Origin of the sequence: Actinokineospora sp. NBRC 105648 (genome assembly GCF_030269645.1) — a bacterium.
In the GTDB taxonomy this organism is placed as follows: Bacteria; Actinomycetota; Actinomycetes; order Mycobacteriales; family Pseudonocardiaceae; genus Actinokineospora.
This window is the reverse complement of sequence record NZ_BSTR01000052.1, coordinates 32,064-55,309: the sequence shown is the minus strand read 5'-3', so window position 1 is coordinate 55,309 and position 23,246 is coordinate 32,064. Positions and strand designations below refer to the sequence as shown.

Sequence of the window (23,246 nt, the reverse complement as noted above, 5' to 3'; positions counted from 1 at the left end):
CGTTGACCTGGGACCGCGGCAGTGAGATGGCCGACCACGCCGCGTTCACCATGGCCACCGGCATGCCCGTGTACTTCTGTGACCCGTACTCGCCCTGGCAGCGTGGAACGAACGAGAACACCAACCGGCTCCTCCGCCAGTATTTTCCCAAGGGGACCGACCTGTCGGTCCACTCCCAGGCCCACCTCGACGAGGTCGCCCGCGAACTCAACGGACGACCCCGCCAAACACTCGACTGGTACAAACCCGTCGAAAAGCTGAACGAACTGCTGGTCGAACACGGTGGCGCGATGACCACCTGAGGTCAAGGCCCCGCACGAAGTGAGTTCACTAGATCGAGCCCCCTATCTTTTCCTCGGGCAGCCCCAGCGATGAGCCGCCGAAGACGGTCGACCGTAGGTCGGCGTGCGGCACACCCCACGAGCTGCCCGAGTAAGAGCGGGGCTCGATTGGCTGGACTACCTTCGCGCGGGGCCCCTAGAGCACCGCGGTGGCGAAAAAAGGGCGGGTGAAGGGCATCCCCACCACACGGCAAGTTTAGCGGTACTCCTCCCCCACACGAAGGCAGTCCACCCAATCGAGCACTGGCGTAGCGGGTGTTGCGTACCAGCGGGCTCGGCATTCAGAGAGTTCCAAAAAATTGGAAAAGAAGGAAAAAGGAAAGAAGGAGAGAAGTGTGGACGAAAGAGAAAGGAAGCTAAGGTAGACGGAAGCGGTAGCGTGGCGCGAAGCTGCTGGTCAGGCGTCAAGCATGCTCTGGATTGAGGTGATGACCGCGTTGATGAAGCTGTCCCTTGCCTGTTCCGGTGCCAGGTCGAGCGACAAGTAAGGGTTGAGGTCTTCCAGTTCCACCAGCAACAACTCCCCCTCCCCCGTCCGACAAGCGTCCACCCGCTGAATGCCGTGTGCCAGCGTATTCCACTCAACGAACCTCTGCGCGAACGCCAGATCCGCCGCATCCGCGTCATACGGTTTCAGTTCCCAGCGCCGTTCCGGGTCCGGCGCGTAGAGCGCGTACTGGAATTCGTGGTCCACGTAGTAGAACGACACCTCATACTGGAAGTCGATCCGTGGTTGGACCAGGATATCGCCGTCGACCACCAGATCCGCCCGGGGAACGAATGCCAGCCCGACCGAATCCGCTCCCGCCTTCGGCTTCACGGCGTACAGTTCGGCTTCCGGCAGTAGTGCGATATCTTCAGCCCGGTCGACTGTCGGGATCACCGGATAGCCAGCGACGGTCAAGTCCACCAGGTATTGCTTGCCCGCCTGGTCTCCTCGTCCGCCCAGTGGATTGTACACGACGATCCCGCTCTTCTCGGCCGTCGCGCGGAATGCCGAGTACGCCTCTTGGTAGTGCAAGACCGGACCGCTGTTGCGGGTCATTACGACGTCGAAGCCGGTCAGCAGGGCGGCGGCGTCGAGTGGGTGGCACAGGGCGACGTCGAAGGAGGTCCGCAGCCTGCCCGACAGGTAGACGTCTTCGTCGCCGTAGCGCCTGCCGCGTGCCGGGTAGGACAGGTCGGTGACGAGCAACAGGCTTGGGCGGACGGGCACGGACGACTCCTCTGACCTGCGGGAACCGCCAATGTAACCCAGGGGCCCGGTCAGAAGCCGAACTCGGCCGTCAGGGTGGTCCGGCCCGCACCGCGGTCCAGGCGGAGTTCTCGGGCCAGGGACTCGATCAGGGGCAGGCCCCAGCCCCGGGTGGTCCCGGCGTCGCCCTCGGGTGTCTTCCAGGTGCCGAAGTCGGTGACCTGGATCGTGACGGCGTCGTCGGCGGCGGCCGCGGTCAGCAGGACCGGGCCGGGTTCGGTGTCCTGATAACCGTGCATGATCGCGTTGGTCAGGGCCTCGTCGGCGGCCAGGACGATGTCGTCGCTGACCCGCTCGGGGATCTGCCGGGCGCGCAACCACCGGCTCAGCCTGGCGCGGACGCCGGGCAGGTGTTCGGCCAGGGCGACCACGCGGACCGTGAGCTCGGTACCGGTGTCCGGGTCGTCGGCGACCTGCGCGCTGTCGGCTCCCTCAGGGGGACTGGGTGGCGCCATCGCGCTGTTCCTCCGAACCGGGCCGTGCTCGTGCTCCCCGCAGGAACACTACAGGTCAAGGCCGCTCGCGGCACGAAGCGCCCGTGAGCCGCCCCCGGTCGCCACCCGGTCGCGCCTGTCCTAAAAGGACAGTTTGCTGAAGCCCGGGCGCCTTCCGCGGGCTTCGCGCGCACGTCCCCGGCCCCCGGCGCGCTCGGTGGGCGCGTCGAGGTAGCGGGCATCGGTACGGTAGTGCGGATTTCCAGCGGACCGCGCGGACGAGGGCCAAACGATGACCGACACGCACGTGGACAGGGTCGACCGGGAACCCGGCGGGATCGGCGGGATCGGTGAGGTGCGGGAGCCGCAGCTGCGCCAGCTGCTGGCCGGGCTCACCGCCGTGCGCGACGGGGACTTCGGCACCCGGTTGCCCGACGACGCCGACGGGCTGCTGGGCGAGATCGCCTCGGTGTTCAACGGCATGGTCGACCAGCTCTCGCTGTTCACCTCCGAGGTCACCCGGGTGGCCCGCGAGGTCGGCACCGAGGGGCGGCTCGGCGGCCAGGCCGACGTCAAGGGCGTCTCGGGCACCTGGCGCGACCTCACCGACTCGGTCAACGCGATGGCGGGAAACCTGACCACCCAGGTGCGCGACATCGCCCAGGTGGCGACGGCGGTGGCCAAGGGCGACCTGTCGCAGAAGATCGACGTGGACGCGCGCGGGGAGATCCTGGAGCTCAAGGAGACCGTCAACACGATGGTCGACCAGCTCTCCGCCTTCGCCGACGAGGTCACCCGGGTCGCCCGCGAGGTCGGCAGTGAAGGGCGGCTGGGCGGCCAGGCCGAGGTGCCCGGGGTCGGCGGCACCTGGCGCGACCTGACCGACTCGGTCAACTTCATGGCGGGCAACCTAACCAACCAGGTCCGCAACATCGCGCAGGTCACCACGGCCGTCGCTCGGGGCGACCTGTCGCAGAAGATCACCGTTGACGCGCGCGGCGAGATCCTCGAGCTCAAGAACACCATCAACACCATGGTCGACCAGCTCTCCGCCTTCGCCGACGAGGTCACCCGCGTCGCCCGCGAGGTCGGTACCGAGGGGATCCTGGGTGGTCAGGCGGACGTCAAGGGCGTCTCGGGCACCTGGCGCGACCTGACCGACTCGGTCAACTTCATGGCAGGCAACCTGACCGCGCAGGTCCGTTCGATCGCGCAGGTGTCCTCGGCGGTCGCCCGGGGCGACCTGTCGCAGAACATCACCGTCGACGCGCGCGGCGAGATCCTGGAGCTCAAGAGCACGATCAACACGATGGTCGACCAGCTCTCCGCCTTCGCCGACGAGGTCACCCGCGTCGCCCGCGAGGTCGGCACCGAGGGGCGGCTCGGCGGCCAGGCCGACGTCAAGGGCGTGTCCGGCACCTGGAAGGACCTCACCGAGTCGGTCAACGTCATGGCCGACAACCTCACCGCGCAGGTCCGCTCGATCGCCCAGGTGACCACCGCGGTCGCCCGCGGCGACCTGTCGCAGAAGATCCGGGTCGACGCCCGCGGCGAGATCCTCGAGCTCAAGGAAACCATCAACACGATGGTCGACCAGCTCTCCGCCTTCGCCGACGAGGTCACCCGCGTGGCGCGCGAGGTCGGCACCGAGGGCAACCTCGGCGGCCAGGCGACCGTGCGCGGGGTGTCGGGCACCTGGAAGGGCCTGACCGACAACGTCAACGTGATGGCCTCCAACCTCACCGGCCAGGTGCGCTCGATCGCCCAGGTGGCCACCGCGGTCGCCCGCGGCGACCTGTCGCAGAAGATCACCGTGGAGGCCAAGGGCGAGGTCGCGGCGCTGGCCGGGGTCATCAACGTCATGGTCGACACGCTCTCCGCCTTCGCCGACGAGGTCACCCGGGTGGCCCGCGAGGTCGGCACCGACGGCAGGCTCGGCGGCCAGGCGCGGGTGCCCAACGTGGCGGGCACCTGGAAGGACCTGACCGACAACGTCAACTCGATGGCGAACAACCTGACCAGCCAGGTCCGCAACATCGCCCAGGTGACCACCGCGGTCGCCCAGGGCGACCTCACCCGCAAGATCGACGTCGACGCCAGCGGCGAGATCCTGGAGCTCAAGACGACCATCAACACCATGGTCGACCGGCTCTCCTCGTTCGCCTCCGAGGTCACCCGGGTGGCCCGCGAGGTCGGCACCGAGGGCCGGCTGGGCGGTCAGGCCGAGGTCGAGGGCGTGTCCGGCACCTGGAAGCGGCTGACCGAGAACGTCAACGACCTCGCGGGCAACCTCACCCGCCAGGTCCGCGCGATCGCCGAGGTGACCAGCGCGGTCGCCGAGGGCGACCTGACCCGCTCGATCAGCGTGGACGCCTCCGGCGAGGTGGCCGAGCTCAAGGACAACATCAACTCCATGGTCGGGTCGCTGCGCGAGACCACCCAGGCCAACCAGGAGCAGGACTGGCTCAAGACCAACCTGGCCCGGATCTCCGGGCTGATGCAGGGCCACCGGGACCTGCACGTGGTCGCCGAGCTGATCATGGACGAGCTGGTGCCGCTGGTCGGCGCCCAGTACGGCGGCTTCTACCTGGCCGAGGACGGCGCCGAGGGGATGGCGCTGCGGCTGATCGGCTCCTACGGCCACGCCGACCCGCCGGGCACCGAGGCCCGCCGGTTCGCCCCGGGGCAGTCCCTGGTCGGGCAGGCCGCGCGCAGCAGGCGCGCGATCGCGGTGCAGGACGTACCGCCGGGCTACGTCCGGATCTCCTCCGGACTGGGCAGTGCCGACCCGACCGCCCTGGTGGTGCTGCCGATCCTGGTCGAGGACCAGGTGCTCGGGGTGTTCGAACTGGCCTCGCTGCGCCGGTTCACCCCGGTGCACGAGGCGTTCCTGGACCTGCTGATGGAGACCATCGGCGTCAACGTCAACACCATCGTGGCCAACGCGCGCACCGACGAGCTGCTCCAGGAGTCCCAGCGGCTCACCGGGGAGTTGCAGGCGCAGTCGCAGGAACTCCAAGTGCGCCAAGAGGAACTGCAGCGCTCCAACGCGGAGCTGGAGGAGAAGGCCGCGCTGCTGGCCGCGCAGAACCGGGACATCGAGACCAAGAACCTGGAGATCGAGCAGGCGCGGCAGGAGCTGGAGACCCGGGCCCAGCAGCTCGCGCTCGCCTCGAAGTACAAGTCGGAGTTCCTGGCCAACATGAGCCACGAGCTGCGCACCCCGCTCAACAGCCTGCTGATCCTGGCCCAGCTGCTCGCGCAGAACCCCAACCGCAACCTGACCCCCAAGCAGGTGGAGTACGCGGGCATCATCCACTCGGCGGGCTCGGACCTGCTGCAGCTGATCAACGACATCCTCGACCTGTCCAAAGTGGAGGCCGGGAAGATGGACGTCACCCCGGAGCGGGTGCCGATGCGCCAGCTGCTCGACTACGTGCAGGCCACCTTCCGGCCGCTGACCACGCAGAAGCGGCTGGGCTTCCGGGTGACCATCGGCCAAGACGTGCCCGAGCACCTGCTCACCGACGACTCCCGGCTGCGCCAGGTGCTGCGCAACCTGCTGTCCAACGCGGTCAAGTTCACCGAGTCCGGCGACGTGGAGCTGACCATCGGCCTGGCCGCGGCCACCGAGCTGCCCGCCAACGCCGCGCGGTACGGGCCGATCGTGGCGTTCCGGGTGAGCGACACCGGCATCGGCATCGCCGCCGAGCAGCTGGAGTCGATCTTCGGGGCGTTCCAGCAGGCCGACGGCACCACCAGCCGCAAGTACGGCGGCACCGGGCTGGGCCTGTCGATCAGCCGGGAGATCGCGCACCTGCTCGGCGGCGCGATCACCGCGCGCAGCGTGCCCGGCCAGGGCAGCGTGTTCACCCTCTACCTGCCGGTGACCAGGCCGGACTTCGAGGCCCGCCCGGCCGAGCTGGCCGCCGCGGTCACCGGGGTGCCCGCGCCGCCGCCCGGGGTGCCGCGCAGGCTGCTGGTGGTCGAGCAGCGGCCGCAGGGGTTGCTGTCGCTGGTCGCGCAGAGCGCGGTGGTCGACGTGCCCGAGCAGCACGCGCCGATCGAGGTGGTCACCGCCGTGGGCACCCGGGAGGCGGGCGCCGCGCTGACCGGTGGCGCGTTCCACTGCGTGGCGCTGGAGCTGGACCTGCCCGACAACGCCGCCTTGGCGCTGCTGCGCGACGTGGACGCCGACCCGGCGCTGCGCTCGATGCCGGTGCTGGCCTACGCGGGCAGGCGCCTGGACGCCGAGCAGGAGCGGGCGCTGCGGGACCGGGCGGGCCGCGGGCCGCTGGAGCTGTTGTCCAGCCTGGACGAGCTGCGCGAGCGGCTGGCCCTGCACCTGTCGGCGGACGGTCCCGAGGACGTGCTGCCGCTGGTGCGCGCCGTCGAGGAACCGGCCCCAGCGCCGGTGCCCGGGGTGGACGGCCCGCTGGCCGGGCGCAAGGTCCTGGTGGTCGACGACGACGCGCGCAACGTCTTCGCGCTGACCAGCATCCTGGAGCTGCACGGCATCCGGGTGCTGCACGCCGACAACGGCCGCAAGGGCATCGACGAGCTGGTCGAGCACCCGGACATCGACCTGATCCTGATGGACGTGATGATGCCGGAGATGGACGGCTACACCGCGACCACGGCGATCCGCGCCATGCCCGCGCACGCCGACCTGCCGATCATCGCGGTGACCGCGAAGGCGATGCCCGGCGACCGGGAGAAGAGCCTGGCCACCGGCGCCACCGACTACGTCACCAAACCGCTCGACGCCGACGACCTGATGGCCCGCGTGCACCGCTGGATCGCCCGGCACTGACCACCGCAGGACCGCCACCCCGACGAGGACACCCGTGGACAGCTCGCCCGATACCCGCGCGCTCACCAGCGACGACAGACCCGCGCCGCCCGACCGGGGGGTCGACGCGCTGGGCAGGCTCGCCGCGACGGTGCAGCGGCTGCGGACCCGGGCCCGGGAGGCCGAGGCCGCCGCCGAGCGGCGCGGCCTGGTCGAGCTCGCCACCGGCATCCTGGTCGAGCGGCTGCGCTGCGGTCCGGCGGCGGCCGCCGCCCAGCTGGCCGAGCTGGCCGCGCGCACCGGCCGGTCCCGGCCCGCGCTGGCCGCGGAGATCATCGACGAGGCCGCGCAGGACGACCTGACCGCGGCCGCCCGGGAGTCCCTCGCCCGCGCGGCGGCGGACGAGGGCACCCCGAGGCCCAGGCCGGACGCGCGGACCGTGCGGCTGCGGACCGCGGAGAACGGCGTGCTGGCCGCCGCCGACACCCAGGCGGTGGCCGAGTCGCTGCTGGCCAACGCGCTGCGGCAGCTCGGCGCCACGGCCGTGGCGGTGTGGCTGGTGGGCGCGGACGCCACGCTCACCCTCGCGGGCCGGGCCGGGTTCGACCCCGAGGAGGGCAGGCGGTGGCGGCACGTGCCACCCGGGGTAGACACACCCGCCCGGGCGGCGCTGGTCGCCCGCGGCCCGGTCTGGTACCGGTCGCTCGCCGAGTCGGGCCTGCCCTCGATCGGGCACCGGGACGCCCCCGGTGGCCGGGTGGCCGTCCCGGCGGCGGTCGGCGGCCGGGTCCTCGGCGTGCTGGAGGTGTGCTGGCCGACCCCGATCGACGAGCCCGAGCCGCAGGTCGAGCGGCAGCTGGTCGCGCTGGCCGAGCTGTGCGCGCGGACCCTGGACGTCCCGGTCGACCCCGCGCCGCTCGCGCCCGCGCCCGGCGGCGAGCTGGTCGCCCTGGTGGACGGCCTGCACGACCCCGCGCTGCTGCTGCGCCCGCACCTCGACCACACCGACGCGCTGGTCGACTTCCGCATCGAGTACGCCAACCAGAGCTTCACCGACCTGGGCGGGCGCACCCGCGCGCAGGTGATGGGCGCGCTGCTGCTGGAGGCCTACCCGATGGCCGCCGAGCCGGGTGGGGTCTTCGAGCGGGTCGAGCGGGTGCACGCCACCGGCGAGCCGTTCCGGGCCGAGCGGATGCCGGTCAGCACCCTGGTCGGCCAGGTGCCGCTCAGCGCCGCCGCGGGCCTGAGCATCACCAACCACCGCGGCACCGTGCTGCTGGTCTGGCGGGTGGCCGACGAGGCGGCCAAGCTGGCCACCCTGATCGAGCACGCGCAGCGGCTGGGCCGCATCGGCGGCTTCGAGGAGAACCTGGGCACCGGCGAGATCGCCTGGAACAGCGAGCTGTTCGGCCTCTACGGGCTGCCCGTCGACGCCGACCCGGTGCCGCTGGAGCAGCTGGCCGACCACGCCCACCCCGATGACGCGGTCGGCATCGGCCGGTTCCTGCGAACCCTTCTGCACCACGGCAAACCCGCGTCCACCGCGTTCCGGCTGCGCCGCTCGGACGGGGTGTCACGGCACATCCGGGTGATCGCCGAGCCGGTCCCGGACTGCCACCCGGGGGCGTTCGCGGTCCGCGGCGCGTACCAGGACATCTCCGCCCAGCACTGGACCGAGGTGGCGCTGGCGGCCACCCGCGAGCAGCTGGCGCACAGCGAGCAGCTCGCGGTGGAGCGCAACCGGCTGACGCTGCAGCTGCAGCACGCGATCATGCCGCCCGCGCAGAGCGCCGTGCGGGCGCCGAACCTCGACGTCGCCGTCCGCTACCGCCCGGCCGAGAAGGGCCACCTCGTCGGCGGCGACTGGTACGACGCGGTGGTGCTGCCCTCGCAGCAGATCCTGCTGTGCGTGGGCGACATCGCCGGCCACGGGATCGAGGCGGCGACCAGCATGGTGGTGCTGCGCAACGCCCTGCGCGGCCTGGCCACCACCGGGGCCGGTCCGGCGCAGCTGCTCACCTGGCTCAACCTGGTCACCCGGCACCTGACCGACCAGGTCACCGCGACGGCCATCTGCGCGCTGTTCGACACCACCGACCACAGCCTGCGCTGGGCCCGCGCGGGCCACCTGCCGCCGGTGCTGATCGCGGGCGGGACCGCGAGCACGCTGCCGCTGATCACCGGCCCGCTGCTGGGCGGGATGGCCGAGCCGCACTACGACGAGCACCGCCTCGAGATCCGCGACGACGACACGCTGCTGCTGTTCACCGACGGCCTGATCGAACGCAAGGACCGCACCGTCGAGGAGTCCCTGGACCGGCTGCTGGCCATCGCCGAGCAGGGCGCGCCGTCGCTGGAGCACCGGCTGGACCGGCTGCTCACGCACAGCAACTCCGACACCGACGACGACACCTGCATCGTCGGGATCCAGCTGCGTCAGGGGTAGGTGCCGACCCGGGCGACCAGCAGGGCGGTGTCGTCCCGCGCGGGCTCGGCGCCGACGAGCGCGGCCATCACCTGCGCGCACACCGCGTCCGGCGCGTCCGGGGTGACCGCCTCGACGAGCCGGGCGAGGTAGGGGTCGATCGACTCGCCGCGCCGCTCGATCAGGCCGTCGGTGTAAAAGGCCAGCACCGCGCCGTCGGGCAGGTCGAGCACGGTGTCCCGGCGGGCGCGTTCGACGGTGATGCCCAGGCCGACGGGCAGATCGGCGGGGACCGGCGCCAGCACGCTCGGCCCACCGGGCACGGCCAGCACCGGTGGCGGGTGCCCGGCGCAGGACAGGGTGACGCGGGCGTGGTCGAGCTCGATCACGCCGTAACCGATGGTGGCCATCGTCGGGTGCTCGAAGTGGGAGACCTTGCGGTGCAGCTTGGTCAGGACCTCGGCGGGGCTGTCGTAGTCGAGCGCGTAGGCGCGCAAGGCGCTGCGCAGCCGTCCCATCACCACCGCGGCGCCGAGGCCGTGGCCCGCGACATCACCGATCACAATGCCCAGCCGCGCGCCGGGCAGGGGGAACACGTCGTACCAGTCACCACCGACCGCCGTCGGCGCGCCGGGGACGTAGCGGGCGGAGAACCGCACCCCGTCGACCTCCGGGAACCGCGTCGGCAGCAGACTGCGCTGCAACGCTGCCGCGGCCGCCCGCTCGGAACTGGTCATCTCAGCCTGCGTGGCCAACGCGACCCGGTCCGCCACCAGGTGCAGCAGGTGGGCGTCGGCGTCGGTGAACTCGCGCGGGGTGAGGGACCCGACGTGCAGCACCCCCACCAGGGCACCGCGGGCGAGCATCGGCACGCCGAGCAACGCCCGCAAACCCTTGCGCCACAACAGTGGATTCACCACGGTGCTGCTGTCGACGCGATCGAGCACCACCGGCGCGCGAGTGGCCGCGACCCGGCCCGCGAACCCGGCACCGACCTCAACGGTCACCCCGTGCCGGACCTCCTCCTCGATCCCGGCGGTCGCCGTGACGGTCAGGCGCCCGGTGGCCGGGTCGTGCAGCAGCACGGTCGCGGTGTCCACCCCGAACAGAGCGCGGACCCGGCCGAGCACGACCCGGAGGAACTCGTCGAGCTCGAGGTTGCGCAACGAGACATCGGTGATCGCCTCCAACACACTCACGCGATCGGCGAGGCCGGCGGGCTCAGACACCCGCGCAGCCTAGTCACCCGCACCCGGCCGCAGGCGATCCACGCACGGGTGTGGCGATCCGGCGACCTGGGCAGCAGGCGACGGGGTCAGTGGACTGGGTCAGGGGACTGGGAACGCCCGATTGGTCCACCTCTGGTGGCACGAACCCCACCGTTGCGGCGTTGCAACGACTCTTTCCCGCGATCGGGACAATGCTAGGCGACACAATGGTTCATACCCCAATTCACCGTTTAGGCGAGTTTACGACGTAGGGTTCCACCGATGTCCTCATGACATTTCTTGGACGCGACCCGGGTATTTCCCGACGGGACTGTCAACCTTCAGCGTGCCACGAAACCCTATTGGCCGCTGACTTCTCCACGATGGAGCGATCACACTAGTGGGCGACAACGGGAACAGTCTGTGTGAAGACCGCCGAGAGGGGCCACTGGCGTGGACAACGCAGAGGGCAACGATCGTGGTCGACGAGGGAGTGGAAGAGTACCCGCATGAATTCCACTTCCGACCTGATCGACCGCGCCCGCCAGTTGCGGGAGGAGATGATCGGGGAATTGCGCAGGCTCTCCGCACTGCGCACCGATCGAGTGGCAGATGCCTTTCGCGCGGTGCCCCGGCACCTGTTCGCCCCGGAGTCCCCCCTCGAGTCCGCGTACGACCCGGACCGCTCGGTGGTGGTCAAACGGGATACCGGCGGCGCCGCGACCAGCACCGTCTCCGCCCCCGCGATCCAGGCGACCATGCTGGAACAGGCGGACATCGAGCCGGGGACGCGTGTGCTGGAGATCGGCTCCGGCGGCTACAACGCCGCGCTGATCGCCGAGCTGGTCGGCACGCGTGGGCACGTGGTCACCGTCGACATCGACCCGGACGTCGTGGCCCGGACCCGGCGGTTCCTGGACGAGGCGGGTTATCCCGGCGTTCGCGCGGTGCACGCCGACGCCGAACACGGTGTCCCCCACGAAGCACCGTTCGACCGGATCATCGTCACGGTGGGCGCGTGGGATATTCCTCCCACCTGGTGGAACCAGTTGGTCGAGGACGGGCTGATGGTGCTGCCACTTCGGCTGCGCGGCCTGACCCGGTCGGTGTCGCTCAGGAAGGTGGACGGGGCGCTGGTGGACCGCGACCACCACCAGGCCGGGTTCGTGGCGATCCAGGGCGCGGGCGCGCACGACGAGGTCTTCGTCCCGCTGGCGGGCGACGAGGTCGGGCTGCGCGTCGACGACGCCCCGCCCGCCGATCCGGCGGCGCTGGCCGCGGCGCTGGCGCGACCGCGGGTGGAACAGTGGTCCGGCGTCGAGATCGCGGGCACGGAACCGTTCGACGGCCTCGACCTCTACCTGGCAACGCACACCGCGCACTTCGGCATCCTGATGGCGTTGCAGAGCGCGGTCGACCGCCGCCTGGTCAGCAGGTGGGCGCGGTGGGGCGCCCCGACCTGCTTCAGCGACCAGGAGTTCGCTTACCGGGTGACCCGCCGGGCCGGGGACTCCGACCGCGCCGAGCTCGGCGTGTTCGCCCACGGCCCGGACGCCGACGCGCTGGCGCGCGAGGTCACCGCCCTCATCCGGACGTGGGACCGCGACCACCGCCTGGCCGATCGCCGGGCGCGGATAACCGTGCTGCCCGCGGGCACACCGGACGCGGCCCTGCCCGCGGGGTTCGCACTGACCCGGAAGCACACCCGGATCGTCGTGTCGTGGCCGGGTGCGACGTGAACAGGGGAGAGAACCGATGACGACAACCACCGAGGACCCGAAGGCGTTACGCGACAACGGGTCCAGTCTCGCCGGGGTGTTCGACCTGGACATCGCGGTGGTCACCTCGACCACCGTCGTGATGGACCAGACGTGGAACTCCGGGCGCACCTGCAACTCCAACGACGGGTGCGGTCACACCTGCCAGAGCGCGTGCGCGAACAGTTGCACTGACGGCGAATGACGGCCCGCCGGGCCGCCCGGGACGAGACCGGTCGGGTGGCACCCGCCTACCGCGCGGTCGACGCGGCGCTGCTCCGGGCGGCCGCGCTGCCCGCGCACCGCGAGGTCCCGGCGGCACCCGCGAACGACGACCCAGAGCAGTGGCGAGCCTGGCTTGGACTGGTGTGGTCGGACCCTGCGGTCGCCGCGGCGATCAGCTCGGCGAGCCCCGCGGTGGCGGCCAGGGTCGACCAAGTGCTGTCCGGACGCCGCACTCGCCCCGGGCGGTGTCGCTCGTTGGGCGAGTCCGTGCTGCGCTACCTGCTGCGGATGACCTGGCGCGCCACCCCGTTCGGCTTGTTCGCCGGGATCGCCCCGGCCCGGTTCGGCACCGGGAAGTCCACTGTGGATCCCCGGAGCGCGCGGGTGACCCGGCGGGTCGACGCGGAGTGGCTGGCCGCCGCCACCGCCGAGCTGGAGGCGGCACCGCGGGCCGTGCACGCGGCACCGGTCCTGCTGAACCCGTTGGCGTTCGAGCGAAACGGACGGCTGGTCGTGCCGCACGTGCGGCAGCGGTCCGCCCCGGAGCCCGCGGCCGAGGTGTCAGTCCGGCGGACCGCGGCGGTTCAGGTGGTGGAACGGGTCGCCGCCCGGCCCACCCCCATGGCCGATCTCGCCGCCGCCGTGCGTGGCGCGTTCCCATCCGCGGACAAGTCCACTGTGGATGAAATGCTCGGCCACCTCGTGGAGCGCCGGATCCTGCTGACCGCGTTGAACGCGCCGATGACCGTCACTGACCCGTTGGGCCACCTGCGATCCAGGAACCCGGTGCCGGTCGCGGAGCGGACCGGGTCGGCGGACCTGCGGTTCACCGGCACCCTGGTGCTCCCGGACGCGGTCGCGCGGGAGGCCGGGGACGCGGTCAGCCTCCTGGCCCGCTTGTCCCCCGTCCCCGCTGGAACGACCCGCTGGCATCGGTTCCACCACCGGTTCACCGAGCGCTACGGGCCGCGCGCCCTGGTCCCGCTCACCGACCTGGTCGACACCGAGCTCGGTCTGGGCTACCCGGACGGCTACCGCGACTCCAGGGCCGAGGCGCCCGCACGACCTGCGCGGTCCGAACGAGACTTCCACCTCGTGGCCCTGGCGCAGAGCAGGCGGACCGAGATCGTCCTGGACGAGCAGATGATCACTGATCTGGCCGTCGGCGACCGGACACCGGCGCCACACCTCGAACTCGGCTTCACCCTGCACTCGCGCACCCGCGCGGACCTGGAGCGCGGTGTTTTCGAGCTCCACCCACTGGGCCTGTCCCGAGCGGCCGGGACTACCGCAGGCCGCTTCCTCGATCTCCTCGATCCCGCCGACCGCGACCGGATGGCCCGCGAGTACGCCGCCCTGCCGGGCTTGACCGGGGACGCGCTGCCGATCCAGGTCTCCAGTCCGCCGTTGTACCCGGCCACTGACAACGTCGCCCGCTGTCCGGCCCTGCTGCCGAACGTCCTGCACCTGGGCGAGTTCCCTGACACGGCCGGGCCGGACTTGATCGCGCTCGACGACCTCGCCGTGTACGGGGATGCCCATCGTCTGCACCTGGTGTCGATCTCCCGGCGCAGGGTGTTGCAACCCTTGATGTTCACCGCGGTGGAACTGGTCCACCGCGCGCACCCCCTGGTGCGCCTGCTGTGCGAGCTGACCTCGGGGCAGTCCGCGGTCCCCGAGCCGTTCTCCTGGGGCATCGCGAGCAGGCTGCCGTTCCTCCCGCGCGTCCGACACGGCCGCACCGTGCTGTCGCCGGCGCGGTGGACGGTCACGAGCCGCGACCTCCCCGACCCCGGGGCGTCGTGGCGGGAGTGGACGCAGGCTGTCGACGCGTGGCGTGCGCGCGCGGAGGTAACTCGCGCGGTGCTGGTGGGCGCCGGTGACCGACGGTTGCGCTTGGACCTCGACGACCCGGCACAGCAGCGGTTGCTGCGTGCCGAACTGAGCCGCCGCGACCGCCTCACGCTGCACGAGGCACCCACGCCGGAGTCGTTCGGCTGGCTCGACGGCCACGCGCACGAGGTCGTCGTCCCCGTGGTGAGCCTGACCCCGCCCGCGCCCGCGCCGCGACTGGCAGGTCTGCCGGTCACCCGGGCGAGCCACGGCCACCTACCAGGCGCGGGCACGTGGCTCTACTTGAAGGTGTACGCGCACCCGGGCAGGCACCGCGAGATCCTCGTCGACCGGGTCCCGTCGCTGCTGGCCGCGTGGCCGACCCCGCCCGACTGGTGGTTCTTGCCCTACCGCGACCCCGACGACCACCTGCGGGTGCGGCTGCGGGTCGGCGACGACCGAGGTCGGGTGGGTCGCTGGGCGACCGACCTGCGCGCACGCGGCCTGACCAGCCGCGTGCAACTGGACACCTACCTGCCCGAGCTGGGCCGGTACGGCGACCACCTGCTGCTCCGCGCTGCGGAGGACGTCTTCGTGGCCGACTCCGCGGTCGTCCTGGCCCGCTCGGACGACACCGAGCCGGAGATCACCGCCGCGGCCGGAATCGTCGACATCGCCGCGGCTTTCCTTGACGGGCAGGGAGAAGGCATGCGGTGGCTGGTCGACAACGTCCCTCGTACCGCCGCCGCTCCGCTGCCACGGGTCACCGGACGGAGCTGCCCCGAGTCGGACGCCTGGCGACGACGGCGCGACCGGGTGGCGCACTACGCCAAACTCCGCCGCGCGGACGCCGACCTCGAGCCGAACGCGGTCCTGCCCACGTTGCTGCACCTGCACTGCCTGCGCGTGAACGGCGTGGACCCCGACGCTGAACTGCGCGCCCACCACATCGCCCGCGGCACAGCGGTGTCCTGGTTGGCCCGCCGGTGAGCACGCTCGACGAACTCGCCTCAGCCGCCGACACCATCGCCCAGGACCTGCTCGACCCGGCCACCAGCCAGACCACGGGACCACCGGGGTCACTCGCCAACGGGGCCGCCGGCATCGCCCTGCTGCACGCCGAACGCGCCGAGGACTGCGACTGGGCACCCGCGCACGCCTGGCTCACCCGCGCCGTTGAGTCCGGAGTGGACAGCGGCGACGCGGCCGCGCTGTTCCACGGCGCCCCCGCCGTCGCGTTCGTCGCGCACGGCGCGACTGGACTCGGTGGGTACCAACGGGCGCTCACCGTCCTCGACGCCGCCGTCACCGACATCACCCACCAGCGCCTGGGCGCCGCCCACGCCCGCCTCGACCGCGGCGAACGACCCGCGGCGGCGGAGTTCGACCTGCTGCGCGGCCTCACCGGGCTCGGTGCCCACCACCTGCGCCGCCACCCGGACCACCGGGTCACCACCGACGTGCTGGAGTACCTGGTACGCCTGACCCACCCGCTCGACGGCCGCCCCGGTTGGTGGACCGACCACGGACCCAACGGCCAACCACCTGAGCGCTACCCCGGCGGGCACGGCAACTTCGGCATGGCACACGGCGTCTGCGGCCCCTTGGCCCTGCTCGCACTGGCCGCGCGGGCGGGCGTCGTGGTCGCGGGCCAGTACGACGCCATCCACCGGATCTGTTCCTGGTTGGACCGCTGGCGCCAAGACGGCGAGACCGGCCACCACTGGCCCGAGACCATCGGGGCGCGCGAACACGACACCGGTCGGCAGCACCGTGCTGGACCGCACCGACCGTCCTGGTGCTACGGCACCCCGGGACTCGCCCGGGCCCAGCAGCTCGCGGCCCTCGCCACCGGCGACAGCGCCCGCAAGCGGCTGGCCGAGACCGCCCTGCTCGACTGCCTCGGGGATCCGGCCCAGCAGGCGCAGATCACCGAACCCGGCCTGTGCCACGGCGTGGCGGGCCTGTTGCACACCACGTGGCGCACCGCCGCCGACGCGGACTCACCCGAGCTGACCCGAGCACTGGCCGTTCGCCTGAGCACCGTCCCATCAACCCTCCTCACCCGACAGTCGGTGCCCGAGCTCCTCGACGGTGGTCCCGGCGTGGCCCTCGCCCTGCGCAGCCGCACCGGTTGGGACCGGTGTCTGCTGGTCGGCTGAATCGCCGGAACTCCCGCCGGTCCGTGGGTAACATGCGGTGGCCAGGGCCGATGTGCCTGGCGACCGGACCGGAAAGAGGACGCAGTGACCGCAACCGAGCACGTCGCACCACCACCACCACCACCACCGCATGCGCGGATGGGTGGCGTTTGGTACTACGTGGTGACGGTCGCGACCGCGGGGATCTTCGCGGTGGTCCCCTTCGTCCACGCCGCCACCAGGCTGCGCAGGCGGTCGGCGTGGAAGTGGGTGGGCGTCTACGGCGCGGTCGACGTGGTCCTGTTCGTCATCGCGGGTATCTGGGGTGGCAAGGACCAGAACCGCCACGACCCGATCGACACGGTCATCGGGGTGGTCGCGGTCGCGCTCGTCATCACGGCGTGCGCCCACCTGCGTTCGGTCCGTCGCGAGGTGTACGGGGTTCCCGCCACACCACCGCCGGTGGACCCGGCCATCGCACAGGTTCTCGCTGCTCGTACCCGGCGGACTGACGCACGGGCGTTGGCCGAGCGGGACCCGCTGATGGCTCGCGAGCTGGGAATCGGGCGGCCCGACCTGCCGGGCGACTACGACGACGGCGGTCTGGTCGATCTCGGCAGTGCGCCTGCCTCGGTTTTAGCTGCGTCATTGGGGTTGAGTGAGGTTGAGGCTGGGCAGATCGTTGACGCACAGGGGAGTTTTGGGAGCGTGGATGAGCTGCTGGTTCGGGTGGAGTTGCCGTTGAGTGCTTGGGAGCGGATTCGGGATCGCGGGATTGTGATTCAGGCTTAGCTGTTTGCTGTTTTGCCGTCGGGCTGTGGGTGGCTCGTGCGCATGGGTTGCCCGAGTTAAAGATGAGGGCTCGATCTAGGGGCCCGTGCGGTGGGTGCCGTCTTCGTTGCCCGGTTTCGAGCATGGGCTCGATCTAGTGAACTCGCTTCGCGTGGGGCCCCTAGAGCACCGCGGTGGTGAAAAAAGGGCGGGTGAAGGGCATTCCCCACCACCGGCAAGTTTAGCGGTGCTCTCCCCCCACACGAAGCGAGTCCACTAGATCGAGCATCCGTAGCGGGGCCGGCGGTACCAGCCGGGTCGGCCTTACCGCTGCGGTTTGGTGGGGTACGGGAACCTGCTGTGTTCTGGCGGGGTTGGGATTGTCTTGCGTATCAGCGGATCCACTTGTGGCTCGCGGTCTGGAATCGCATGCCTTGGATGGCCTGACCGCACCCGGCCCACCTAGTCCTCCACCTGCGACCACTCCCGCCCCTGCATCCCGTACGCAGCCAAAAACACGGGCCTGAGGGGTTTGTCAAGGCATCTTTCCCGCCTTGACAAACCCCTCAGGCCCGTAGTCATAATTGAGCGTAGGGAAGCTGGAACTCCCAACGCGTAGGTAAAAACTCAAACGATCCGCAAAACATCGACGCCGTCGAATTCGACAATCCCAAGGGCCGCCAGCTCGTCCAACCAGGATCGCATCGGCCAATACCCTTGACGCTCCCGGAAAGTCCAACAGTTCCGCACAATCTCACCCGCTCGCCCAGGATCAAGCCGAGTCGGCGGGTGATACTGGTGATAAGCCTCAGCCCCACCAACCCAGTACAGCCCAGCACCTCCAGCTGCCCACGTCAGCGCGAAGTCGGTGTCCTCAGCCCCATACCCCACATAACCCTCGAAGAACCCGCCCAGTGCAGCCCAGTCCCCAGCCCTCACCGCGAACGACAGCGACCAGAACAGCTCAAACCGTTTCTCAACAAGGACAACGCCCGGATCAGGCGCAGGCCGGCCAGGATGCATCTCGGCGAGTTCGCTCAACCCGCTCACCGGATAGTCAGCAGCAGGCGGCAAGTAAGCGACTGGGCCACAGAGCAACGCGGGGCCTGACACGCGCACATCGGCATACCGGGAAACCAAGCTCGGCCCAGGAATGCAGTCGACGTCCAGGAAGACGAGCAGCTCGACCCCCGCCGCCAGCGCGGCCGCCGCACCCGCATTGCGTGCTGCCGCCAGCGGCAAACCGCGTTCAGAGGCACCCACGTGCACAAGAACAGTTTCCAGGCCGGGCACCGGGTCGACCTCTGGCACATCGTCCATCGCCACGATCACGTGCAGATCCGGCGGGTCCGCGGCCAGTCCGAGTCGTTGCCGCCGGAGGTGGTCATCTCGGCGGTGAGTGATGGTAATGACGGCGGTACCGGTCACCGTGCCAACCCGTCGAGTTCGGCCGCAGCTCGCGCGGCCCCGTCGCCGGAAGACCACCTCGACCACGCCGCTCCGCCTCGTTCCTGCGCGCGGCGGAGTACGTTCGGCCAGCGCTCGGGGTCGGGCCACCGTGCCGCCACCACGCCGATCCGTGCGCGGGAGAGGGCGGCAGCGGTGGCCCGTTGCTCGCCGAATGGCCGGATCTGGGGAACGATCACGGCAGGCCGACGGGCCGCGGCCACCTCAGCGACAGCGTTCTGACCGCCATGGGTGACCACGACGTCGGCCGCGCACAGTGCCGACCACGGGTCGGCCACCCAGCCGCCCCAGCGGAGGTTCGGGCGGTCGGGGACGGCCTCCGGGCCGAGGACCGTCCAGCTCCATTCGCGCGTAGCGGCCGCTGCCGCGTGCAGTGCGGCGCAGTCGACGTCCAGCCCGCCGGACCCCCACAGCGCGAGTACCCGCCGCCCCGGTGCCGGGGCGGGCGACGGGCGTCCGTCGAAGCGGGACAATGCTCCCAAATGGACAGTCTTGTCGAGCCACGGCGCGGGCCAGTCGGGCTGCGGACGGGCGGGCCATGGCGCGAGCAGGCGATCGGCGAGGTCGTAGGCGAGCCGGTGCGGGCGGTCGGTGCGATCGCCGGGCTGGGCCATGACGACCACCGGGACGCCGTGCAGTCGGGCGAGCAGCGCGATCTCGACCGAGACGTCACTGACCAGCAGCCGAACCTCACCGCGGGCCAGCAACGCGCTCACCGCTGCCATCCGCCCCCGCAAACCGTTGTGGTGCCTGGGAACCCAGTGCAGAGTGCCGTTCGCGGTGACGTCATCGGTTCCGCCCGCGTCGTCGGGCAGCCGCACCCAGGCACCTGGCCAACCGTGCGGCCGCGCCGAGCTGGACAGGCCGATCACCGGGGTGCGCAGCCGGTCGGCGATCGCCCGGGCGCGGTGCAGGTGACCGGAGCCCTGGTGGTGGACGTAGTAGGCGATCACGCGGCGATGCTCCGGTACAGCCGCTCGTAGCCGTCGACCATCGCGGGCAGCGAGCACGTGCGCTCGGCGTGCCTGCGGGCCCGCTCACGATCCAAAGTGGACGCTTGACTGATCGCCGCGGCCAAGCCCTCGACATCCCCCGGCTCAGCCAGCACACCGGTGTGCTCGTCGAGCAGTTCGGGCAGTGCCCCGCGGGCGAACCCGGCCACCGGTGTCCCGCAGGCCAGCGCCTCGGCCACAACCAGGCCGTACGGCTCGTCCCAGCACGGCGAGACGACCGCCACCGCCGCCGATCCCACCAAGGCGGCCAGCGCGACGTGGTCGAGGTGGCCGACATACTCGACGCCGTCGCCGAGCAGCGGCTCCACCCGCTCCCGGAAGTACCGGGCGTCGGGCAGCGGCCCGGCCAGGCGCAGCCCGGTGCCCGCGATCCGGGCCGCGCGGATCGCCTCCTCCGCGCCCTTCTCCTTGACCAGTCGCCCCGACCACACCGGCACTCCCCCGCCCGGTCCTGGCCGCCAACGGTCCAGGTCTACTCCATTGTGGACAACTGTCGCGCGCGGAACGCTCGCTCGCCAACGGTTCGCGGTGTGCGCGCTGACAGCGGCGAAGTGCGTGCGCGGCCCTATCGCGATCGCCGACTCCAGCCACGGTGTGGGCGGGGTGTGCAAGGTGGTCAGCAGTGGCGCGCGCAGTCCTGCCGCCATGGCGATCGGCAGGTAGTGCAGCGAGTTGTTGTGCACGACGTCGTGGCCCGCGTCCGCGAGCTCGAGCATCAGGCCCAGGTAGGCGTGGTGCTCGGCGATGAAGTGGTCCGGCGGCATGCTCACGTCCGCCCGGGCGTACTCCGAGAGCGCGGGCAGGGTCGGCAGCACACGCACGCCGAGCGCCGGGTCCGAGCCCGGTCCGCCGAAGACGTCGACGAGGTGGCCGCGCTCGCGTAGCCGGTTCGCCAGCTGCCAGGTGTGCGCCTCGAGGCCGCCGGGGAACGGCTCCCGGATCGGGTAGCGCGCGGAGGCGATCAGCGCGATCCGCAGGCCGCCCGCTGTCTGCCGTGCACGGGTCGCACTGGCCATGGGACTCCTCTGGTTCGGGCGCCTGCCACCCGCACGCACGGGCCACCCAACAGTCATACCCGTCCGGCCGGGATCCACGCCGTGAGTCATCCGACAGGGCGAGCGCAGATCGTTTGCGGCCCTTGGGGTTTGCGCACCACCGTGATTGGGCACCCGGTCACGTGTCCGTGAACCCAGTACTCCGAGTGGCCTCTGTTCCGTCCGGACACGTCTACATCAGACACCTGTCGTCACTCAGCGGCACCGAAAGCGTGTTGCGCCTGCCCGACGTCCGCGTCGAGGGCGCGCCCGCAGGCCAGTGGTGGCCGCCACCCATGCTGACCTCGGCGTGGATCGACGCGCACGCCGAGGAGTTCGACGTCTTCCACGTCCACTTCGGCTTCGACGACCGCACCCCCGAGGAGTTGCGCACCGTGGTGTCGAGCCTCCGGGTGGCCAGGCGGCCACTGGTCGTCACCGTGCACGACCTGCGCAACCCACATCACCTGGACCCGACCCCGCACGCGGCGGCACTCGACGTCCTGATCCCCGCGGCCGACGAGGTGATCACCCTGACCCACGGCGCCGCGGCCGAGATCGCCCGACGGTGGAGCCGCGTGGCCGTCGTCATCCCACACCCACACGTGGTCGAGTTCGACCGCATGGCACTCCCCCGGCCCTCGCACGAGGGGTTCGTGGTCGGCGTGCACGCGAAGAGCAAACGGGCCAACAGCGACCCGGTCGCCGTCGCCAGGGTCCTCGCCGAGGCGGTGGCCGACCTACCCGGCGCACGCCTGCGGGTCGACGCCCACGACGACGCAGGCGGCAGAGCCGTGGCCGCCGAGCTCAAAGACCTCGACGTACGCGTGCACGCGCCGTTCACCGACGACGAGCTCTGGGACTACCTGTCCGATTTGGACATCTCAGTCCTGCCCTACCGATTCGGCACCCACTCCGGCTGGCTGGAGGCGTGCCACGACCTGGGCACCACGGTCGCCGCCCCGCGCTGCGGCTACTACGCCGAACAAGCCCCGTGCCTGCGCTTCGACCACGACGAGTCCGGCCTGGACAGCGCCTCCCTCATCAAGGCAGTGCACACCGCCTACCACCAACGACCCACCTGGCGCGCCGACACACATTCCCGAGCGGCCCAACGCGAGGCGATCGCCCAGGCACACATCCAGACCTACCACCGCGCCCAGTCCACAGTCGTGGCCTAGAGCCCGCTAACGGCTCGCCATCAGGGGCGTTACTTGAGGGCCGAGCCCGCCTTCCAGTCCGCCCACGGGACGAGCCAGTCGCCGTAGGTGTCGTAGACGGGGAGCTGGGGGCCGCCGGAGTTGGTGACCTCGACGACGTCGCCGAGGCCGAAGTGGTCGAAGAACCAGGACGCGTTGGCGGCGTTGAGGTTGATGCAGCCGTGGGAGACGTTGGTGCTGCCCTGGGCGCCGACGCTGTTCGGGTTCTCGTGCACGAACTCGCCGTCGTTGGAGATGCGGAGGGCGAAGTTCTCCTTGGAGCGGTAGGCCTTCGGGTCGGGCGGGCAGACGCCGTAGGTGCAGGAGTCCATTGTGTACTCGCGCTTCTTGTCGGAGACGACGTGCGCGCCCAGGTGCGTCGGGGTGGCGTCCTTGCCCATGCTGATCGGCATGGTCTTCACCAGCGCGCCGTTCTGGAAGATGCCCATCTGCGCGGTGTTCCCGTCGGCCTTGGCGACCCACGAGTCGTGCACCTTGAGGTTCAGGTCGCGGTCGGTCTGGCCGTACACGCCGCCGCCGAGGTCGACGCCGTAGACCGCGGCGTGCAGGGCGATGGTGGTGCCGGGCTGCCAGTACTCCTGCGGCCGGTAGTGCACCTCGCGCTTGGACAGCCAGTACCAGCCACCGGATTGGGCCGGGGTGGCGGTGAGCTTGAGGGCCTTCTCGGCCGCCGCCTTGTCGGTGACGTCCTGGTCGAACTTCACCACGATGGGCTGGCCGACGCCGACATCGGTGACACTCGGTGGCGGAATGAAGGACGGGTACGCCTGCGCCCTCGGCGCGACCGTGCTCACCGCCTGCTGGGCCTTCGCCGTCCCCGCCGTCGCCACCACCTGGTAGGTCGACCCGTAACCGAGCGGCTCGGACGAGGTCCAGGTGTGCTTGTCGGCGGACATCGCACCCTTGACCGTGGACGACTTCGCCTTGTTCGTCACCGTCACCGAGTCGAGGGTGCCGTTGCTCACAGTGACCGTGATCGGCGTGGTCGGCACCACCTTCTGGTCCGCCCCGGGGCTGATCACGAGCTGCGCCGCGGCCGCGCCAGAGCCCCCGTCGGAGCCCGGTTGGCCCGCGGCGGAGCCGGGTGGGGCGACCTCGGTGGTGCACCCGCTCACCAGCAGGACGAAAGCCACAACGCCGGAGCACACTGCGAACCGCACGGCGATCCTCGCAATATCTTCACTCGGAACCATTCGGAGAAAACGGTCAACAACCGCTTTTCCCGGAACCCGTTCACGGGTTCATCCTCTTGTTTACACGACGTCCTGTTCACCCGACGATCCGCCCGCCCGGCGAACCAGCGCCGCCGCCGGGTGCGCGCGCACCCGGC

The 23,246-nt window shown here is 71.0% G+C and carries 16 protein-coding genes; 9 read left to right on the top strand and 7 right to left on the bottom strand.

Going from position 1 to position 23,246, the window contains the following annotated elements; translation table 11 throughout:
• The coding region (locus QSK30_RS30880; RefSeq protein ID WP_285508288.1) for an IS30 family transposase at positions 1-302 on the top strand (302 nt) is incomplete at its 5' end.
• 436 nt (positions 303-738) lie between these two features.
• Here the strand turns inward: QSK30_RS30880 and QSK30_RS30875 are convergent.
• Both QSK30_RS30875 and QSK30_RS30870 read right to left on the bottom strand, forming a co-directional pair.
• A complete protein-coding gene (locus tag QSK30_RS30875; RefSeq protein WP_285508287.1) occupies positions 739-1,557 on the bottom strand; it encodes a hypothetical protein in 819 nt (272 codons plus the stop codon).
• 50 nt (positions 1,558-1,607) lie between these two features.
• Complete coding sequence (locus tag QSK30_RS30870; protein WP_285508286.1) at positions 1,608-2,051, bottom strand: ATP-binding protein; 444 nt, start codon at positions 2,049-2,051, stop codon at positions 1,608-1,610.
• Between the two features lie 271 nt (positions 2,052-2,322).
• Between QSK30_RS30870 and QSK30_RS30865 the strand changes: the two genes are divergently transcribed.
• Both QSK30_RS30865 and QSK30_RS30860 read left to right on the top strand, forming a co-directional pair.
• Positions 2,323-6,843, top strand: coding sequence for a HAMP domain-containing hybrid sensor histidine kinase/response regulator (locus QSK30_RS30865; protein WP_285508285.1), 4,521 nt, complete (start codon positions 2,323-2,325; stop codon positions 6,841-6,843).
• Between the two features lie 34 nt (positions 6,844-6,877).
• A complete protein-coding gene (locus tag QSK30_RS30860; protein ID WP_285508283.1) occupies positions 6,878-9,268 on the top strand; it encodes a SpoIIE family protein phosphatase in 2,391 nt (796 codons plus the stop codon).
• Here the strand turns inward: QSK30_RS30860 and QSK30_RS30855 are convergent.
• Positions 9,259-10,476 carry a PP2C family protein-serine/threonine phosphatase gene (locus QSK30_RS30855; protein ID WP_285508281.1) on the bottom strand — a complete coding sequence of 406 codons (1,218 nt, stop codon included), beginning with the start codon at positions 10,474-10,476 and terminating at the stop codon, positions 9,259-9,261. The genes QSK30_RS30860 and QSK30_RS30855 overlap by 10 nt on opposite strands.
• Before the next feature lie 488 nt (positions 10,477-10,964).
• On the opposite strand from QSK30_RS30855, the gene fxlM reads away from it, so the two are divergent.
• From fxlM to QSK30_RS30830, 5 genes are all read left to right on the top strand, one after another.
• On the top strand, positions 10,965-12,194 hold the full coding sequence (gene fxlM, locus QSK30_RS30850; protein WP_285508280.1) for a methyltransferase, FxLD system: 1,230 nt from the start codon (positions 10,965-10,967) through the stop codon (positions 12,192-12,194).
• A 16-nt stretch (positions 12,195-12,210) separates the two neighbouring features.
• Positions 12,211-12,417: an FxLD family lanthipeptide gene (locus QSK30_RS30845; RefSeq protein ID WP_285508279.1), complete on the top strand. Its 207-nt coding sequence runs from the start codon at positions 12,211-12,213 to the stop codon at positions 12,415-12,417.
• On the top strand, positions 12,414-15,260 hold the full coding sequence (locus tag QSK30_RS30840) for a lantibiotic dehydratase (RefSeq protein ID WP_285508276.1): 2,847 nt from the start codon (positions 12,414-12,416) through the stop codon (positions 15,258-15,260). Before QSK30_RS30845 ends, QSK30_RS30840 begins: the two co-directional genes overlap by 4 nt.
• Positions 15,257-16,432 carry a lanthionine synthetase C family protein gene (locus QSK30_RS30835; RefSeq protein WP_285508274.1) on the top strand — a complete coding sequence of 392 codons (1,176 nt, stop codon included), beginning with the start codon at positions 15,257-15,259 and terminating at the stop codon, positions 16,430-16,432. Before QSK30_RS30840 ends, QSK30_RS30835 begins: the two co-directional genes overlap by 4 nt.
• 249 nt (positions 16,433-16,681) lie before the next feature.
• Positions 16,682-17,203: a ComEA family DNA-binding protein gene (locus tag QSK30_RS30830; RefSeq protein ID WP_285508272.1), complete on the top strand. Its 522-nt coding sequence runs from the start codon at positions 16,682-16,684 to the stop codon at positions 17,201-17,203.
• Positions 17,204-17,809: 606 nt separating this feature from the next.
• On the opposite strand, the gene QSK30_RS30825 is transcribed toward QSK30_RS30830, so the two are convergent.
• From QSK30_RS30825 to QSK30_RS30815, 3 genes are read right to left on the bottom strand one after another with little or no spacing between them, the layout of a single operon-like run.
• Positions 17,810-18,610 (bottom strand): glycosyltransferase family 2 protein, encoded by an 801-nt coding sequence (locus QSK30_RS30825; RefSeq protein WP_285508271.1) that lies wholly within the window; start codon positions 18,608-18,610, stop codon positions 17,810-17,812.
• Positions 18,607-19,602, bottom strand: a complete 996-nt coding sequence (locus tag QSK30_RS30820; protein ID WP_285508270.1) for a glycosyltransferase — start codon at positions 19,600-19,602, stop codon at positions 18,607-18,609. Before QSK30_RS30820 ends, QSK30_RS30825 begins: the two co-directional genes overlap by 4 nt.
• Positions 19,599-20,678: a glycosyltransferase gene (locus QSK30_RS30815; RefSeq protein WP_285508269.1), complete on the bottom strand. Its 1,080-nt coding sequence runs from the start codon at positions 20,676-20,678 to the stop codon at positions 19,599-19,601. Before QSK30_RS30815 ends, QSK30_RS30820 begins: the two co-directional genes overlap by 4 nt.
• Positions 20,679-20,863: 185 nt before the next feature.
• Here QSK30_RS30815 and QSK30_RS30810 point away from each other — a divergent pair, with 185 nt between their 5' ends.
• Positions 20,864-21,877: a glycosyltransferase family protein gene (locus QSK30_RS30810; RefSeq protein ID WP_285508267.1), complete on the top strand. Its 1,014-nt coding sequence runs from the start codon at positions 20,864-20,866 to the stop codon at positions 21,875-21,877.
• A gap of 29 nt (positions 21,878-21,906) precedes the next feature.
• Here the strand turns inward: QSK30_RS30810 and QSK30_RS30805 are convergent, their stop codons facing one another.
• Positions 21,907-23,076, bottom strand: a complete 1,170-nt coding sequence (locus QSK30_RS30805; RefSeq protein ID WP_285508266.1) for a L,D-transpeptidase — start codon at positions 23,074-23,076, stop codon at positions 21,907-21,909.
• Between the last annotated feature and the right edge of the window lie 170 nt (positions 23,077-23,246).

Excerpts from the sequence above, each read along its gene's own strand:
- QSK30_RS30870 (WP_285508286.1), bottom strand. The coding sequence starts at position 2,051 with ATGGCGCCACCCAGTCCCCCTGAGGGAGCCGACAGCGCGCAGGTCGCC.
- QSK30_RS30865 (WP_285508285.1), top strand. The coding sequence starts at position 2,323 with ATGACCGACACGCACGTGGACAGGGTCGACCGGGAACCCGGCGGGATC.
- fxlM (WP_285508280.1), top strand. The coding sequence starts at position 10,965 with ATGAATTCCACTTCCGACCTGATCGACCGCGCCCGCCAGTTGCGGGAG.
- QSK30_RS30845 (WP_285508279.1), top strand. The coding sequence starts at position 12,211 with ATGACGACAACCACCGAGGACCCGAAGGCGTTACGCGACAACGGGTCC.
- QSK30_RS30840 (WP_285508276.1), top strand. The coding sequence starts at position 12,414 with ATGACGGCCCGCCGGGCCGCCCGGGACGAGACCGGTCGGGTGGCACCC.
- QSK30_RS30815 (WP_285508269.1), bottom strand. The coding sequence starts at position 20,678 with ATGGCCAGTGCGACCCGTGCACGGCAGACAGCGGGCGGCCTGCGGATC.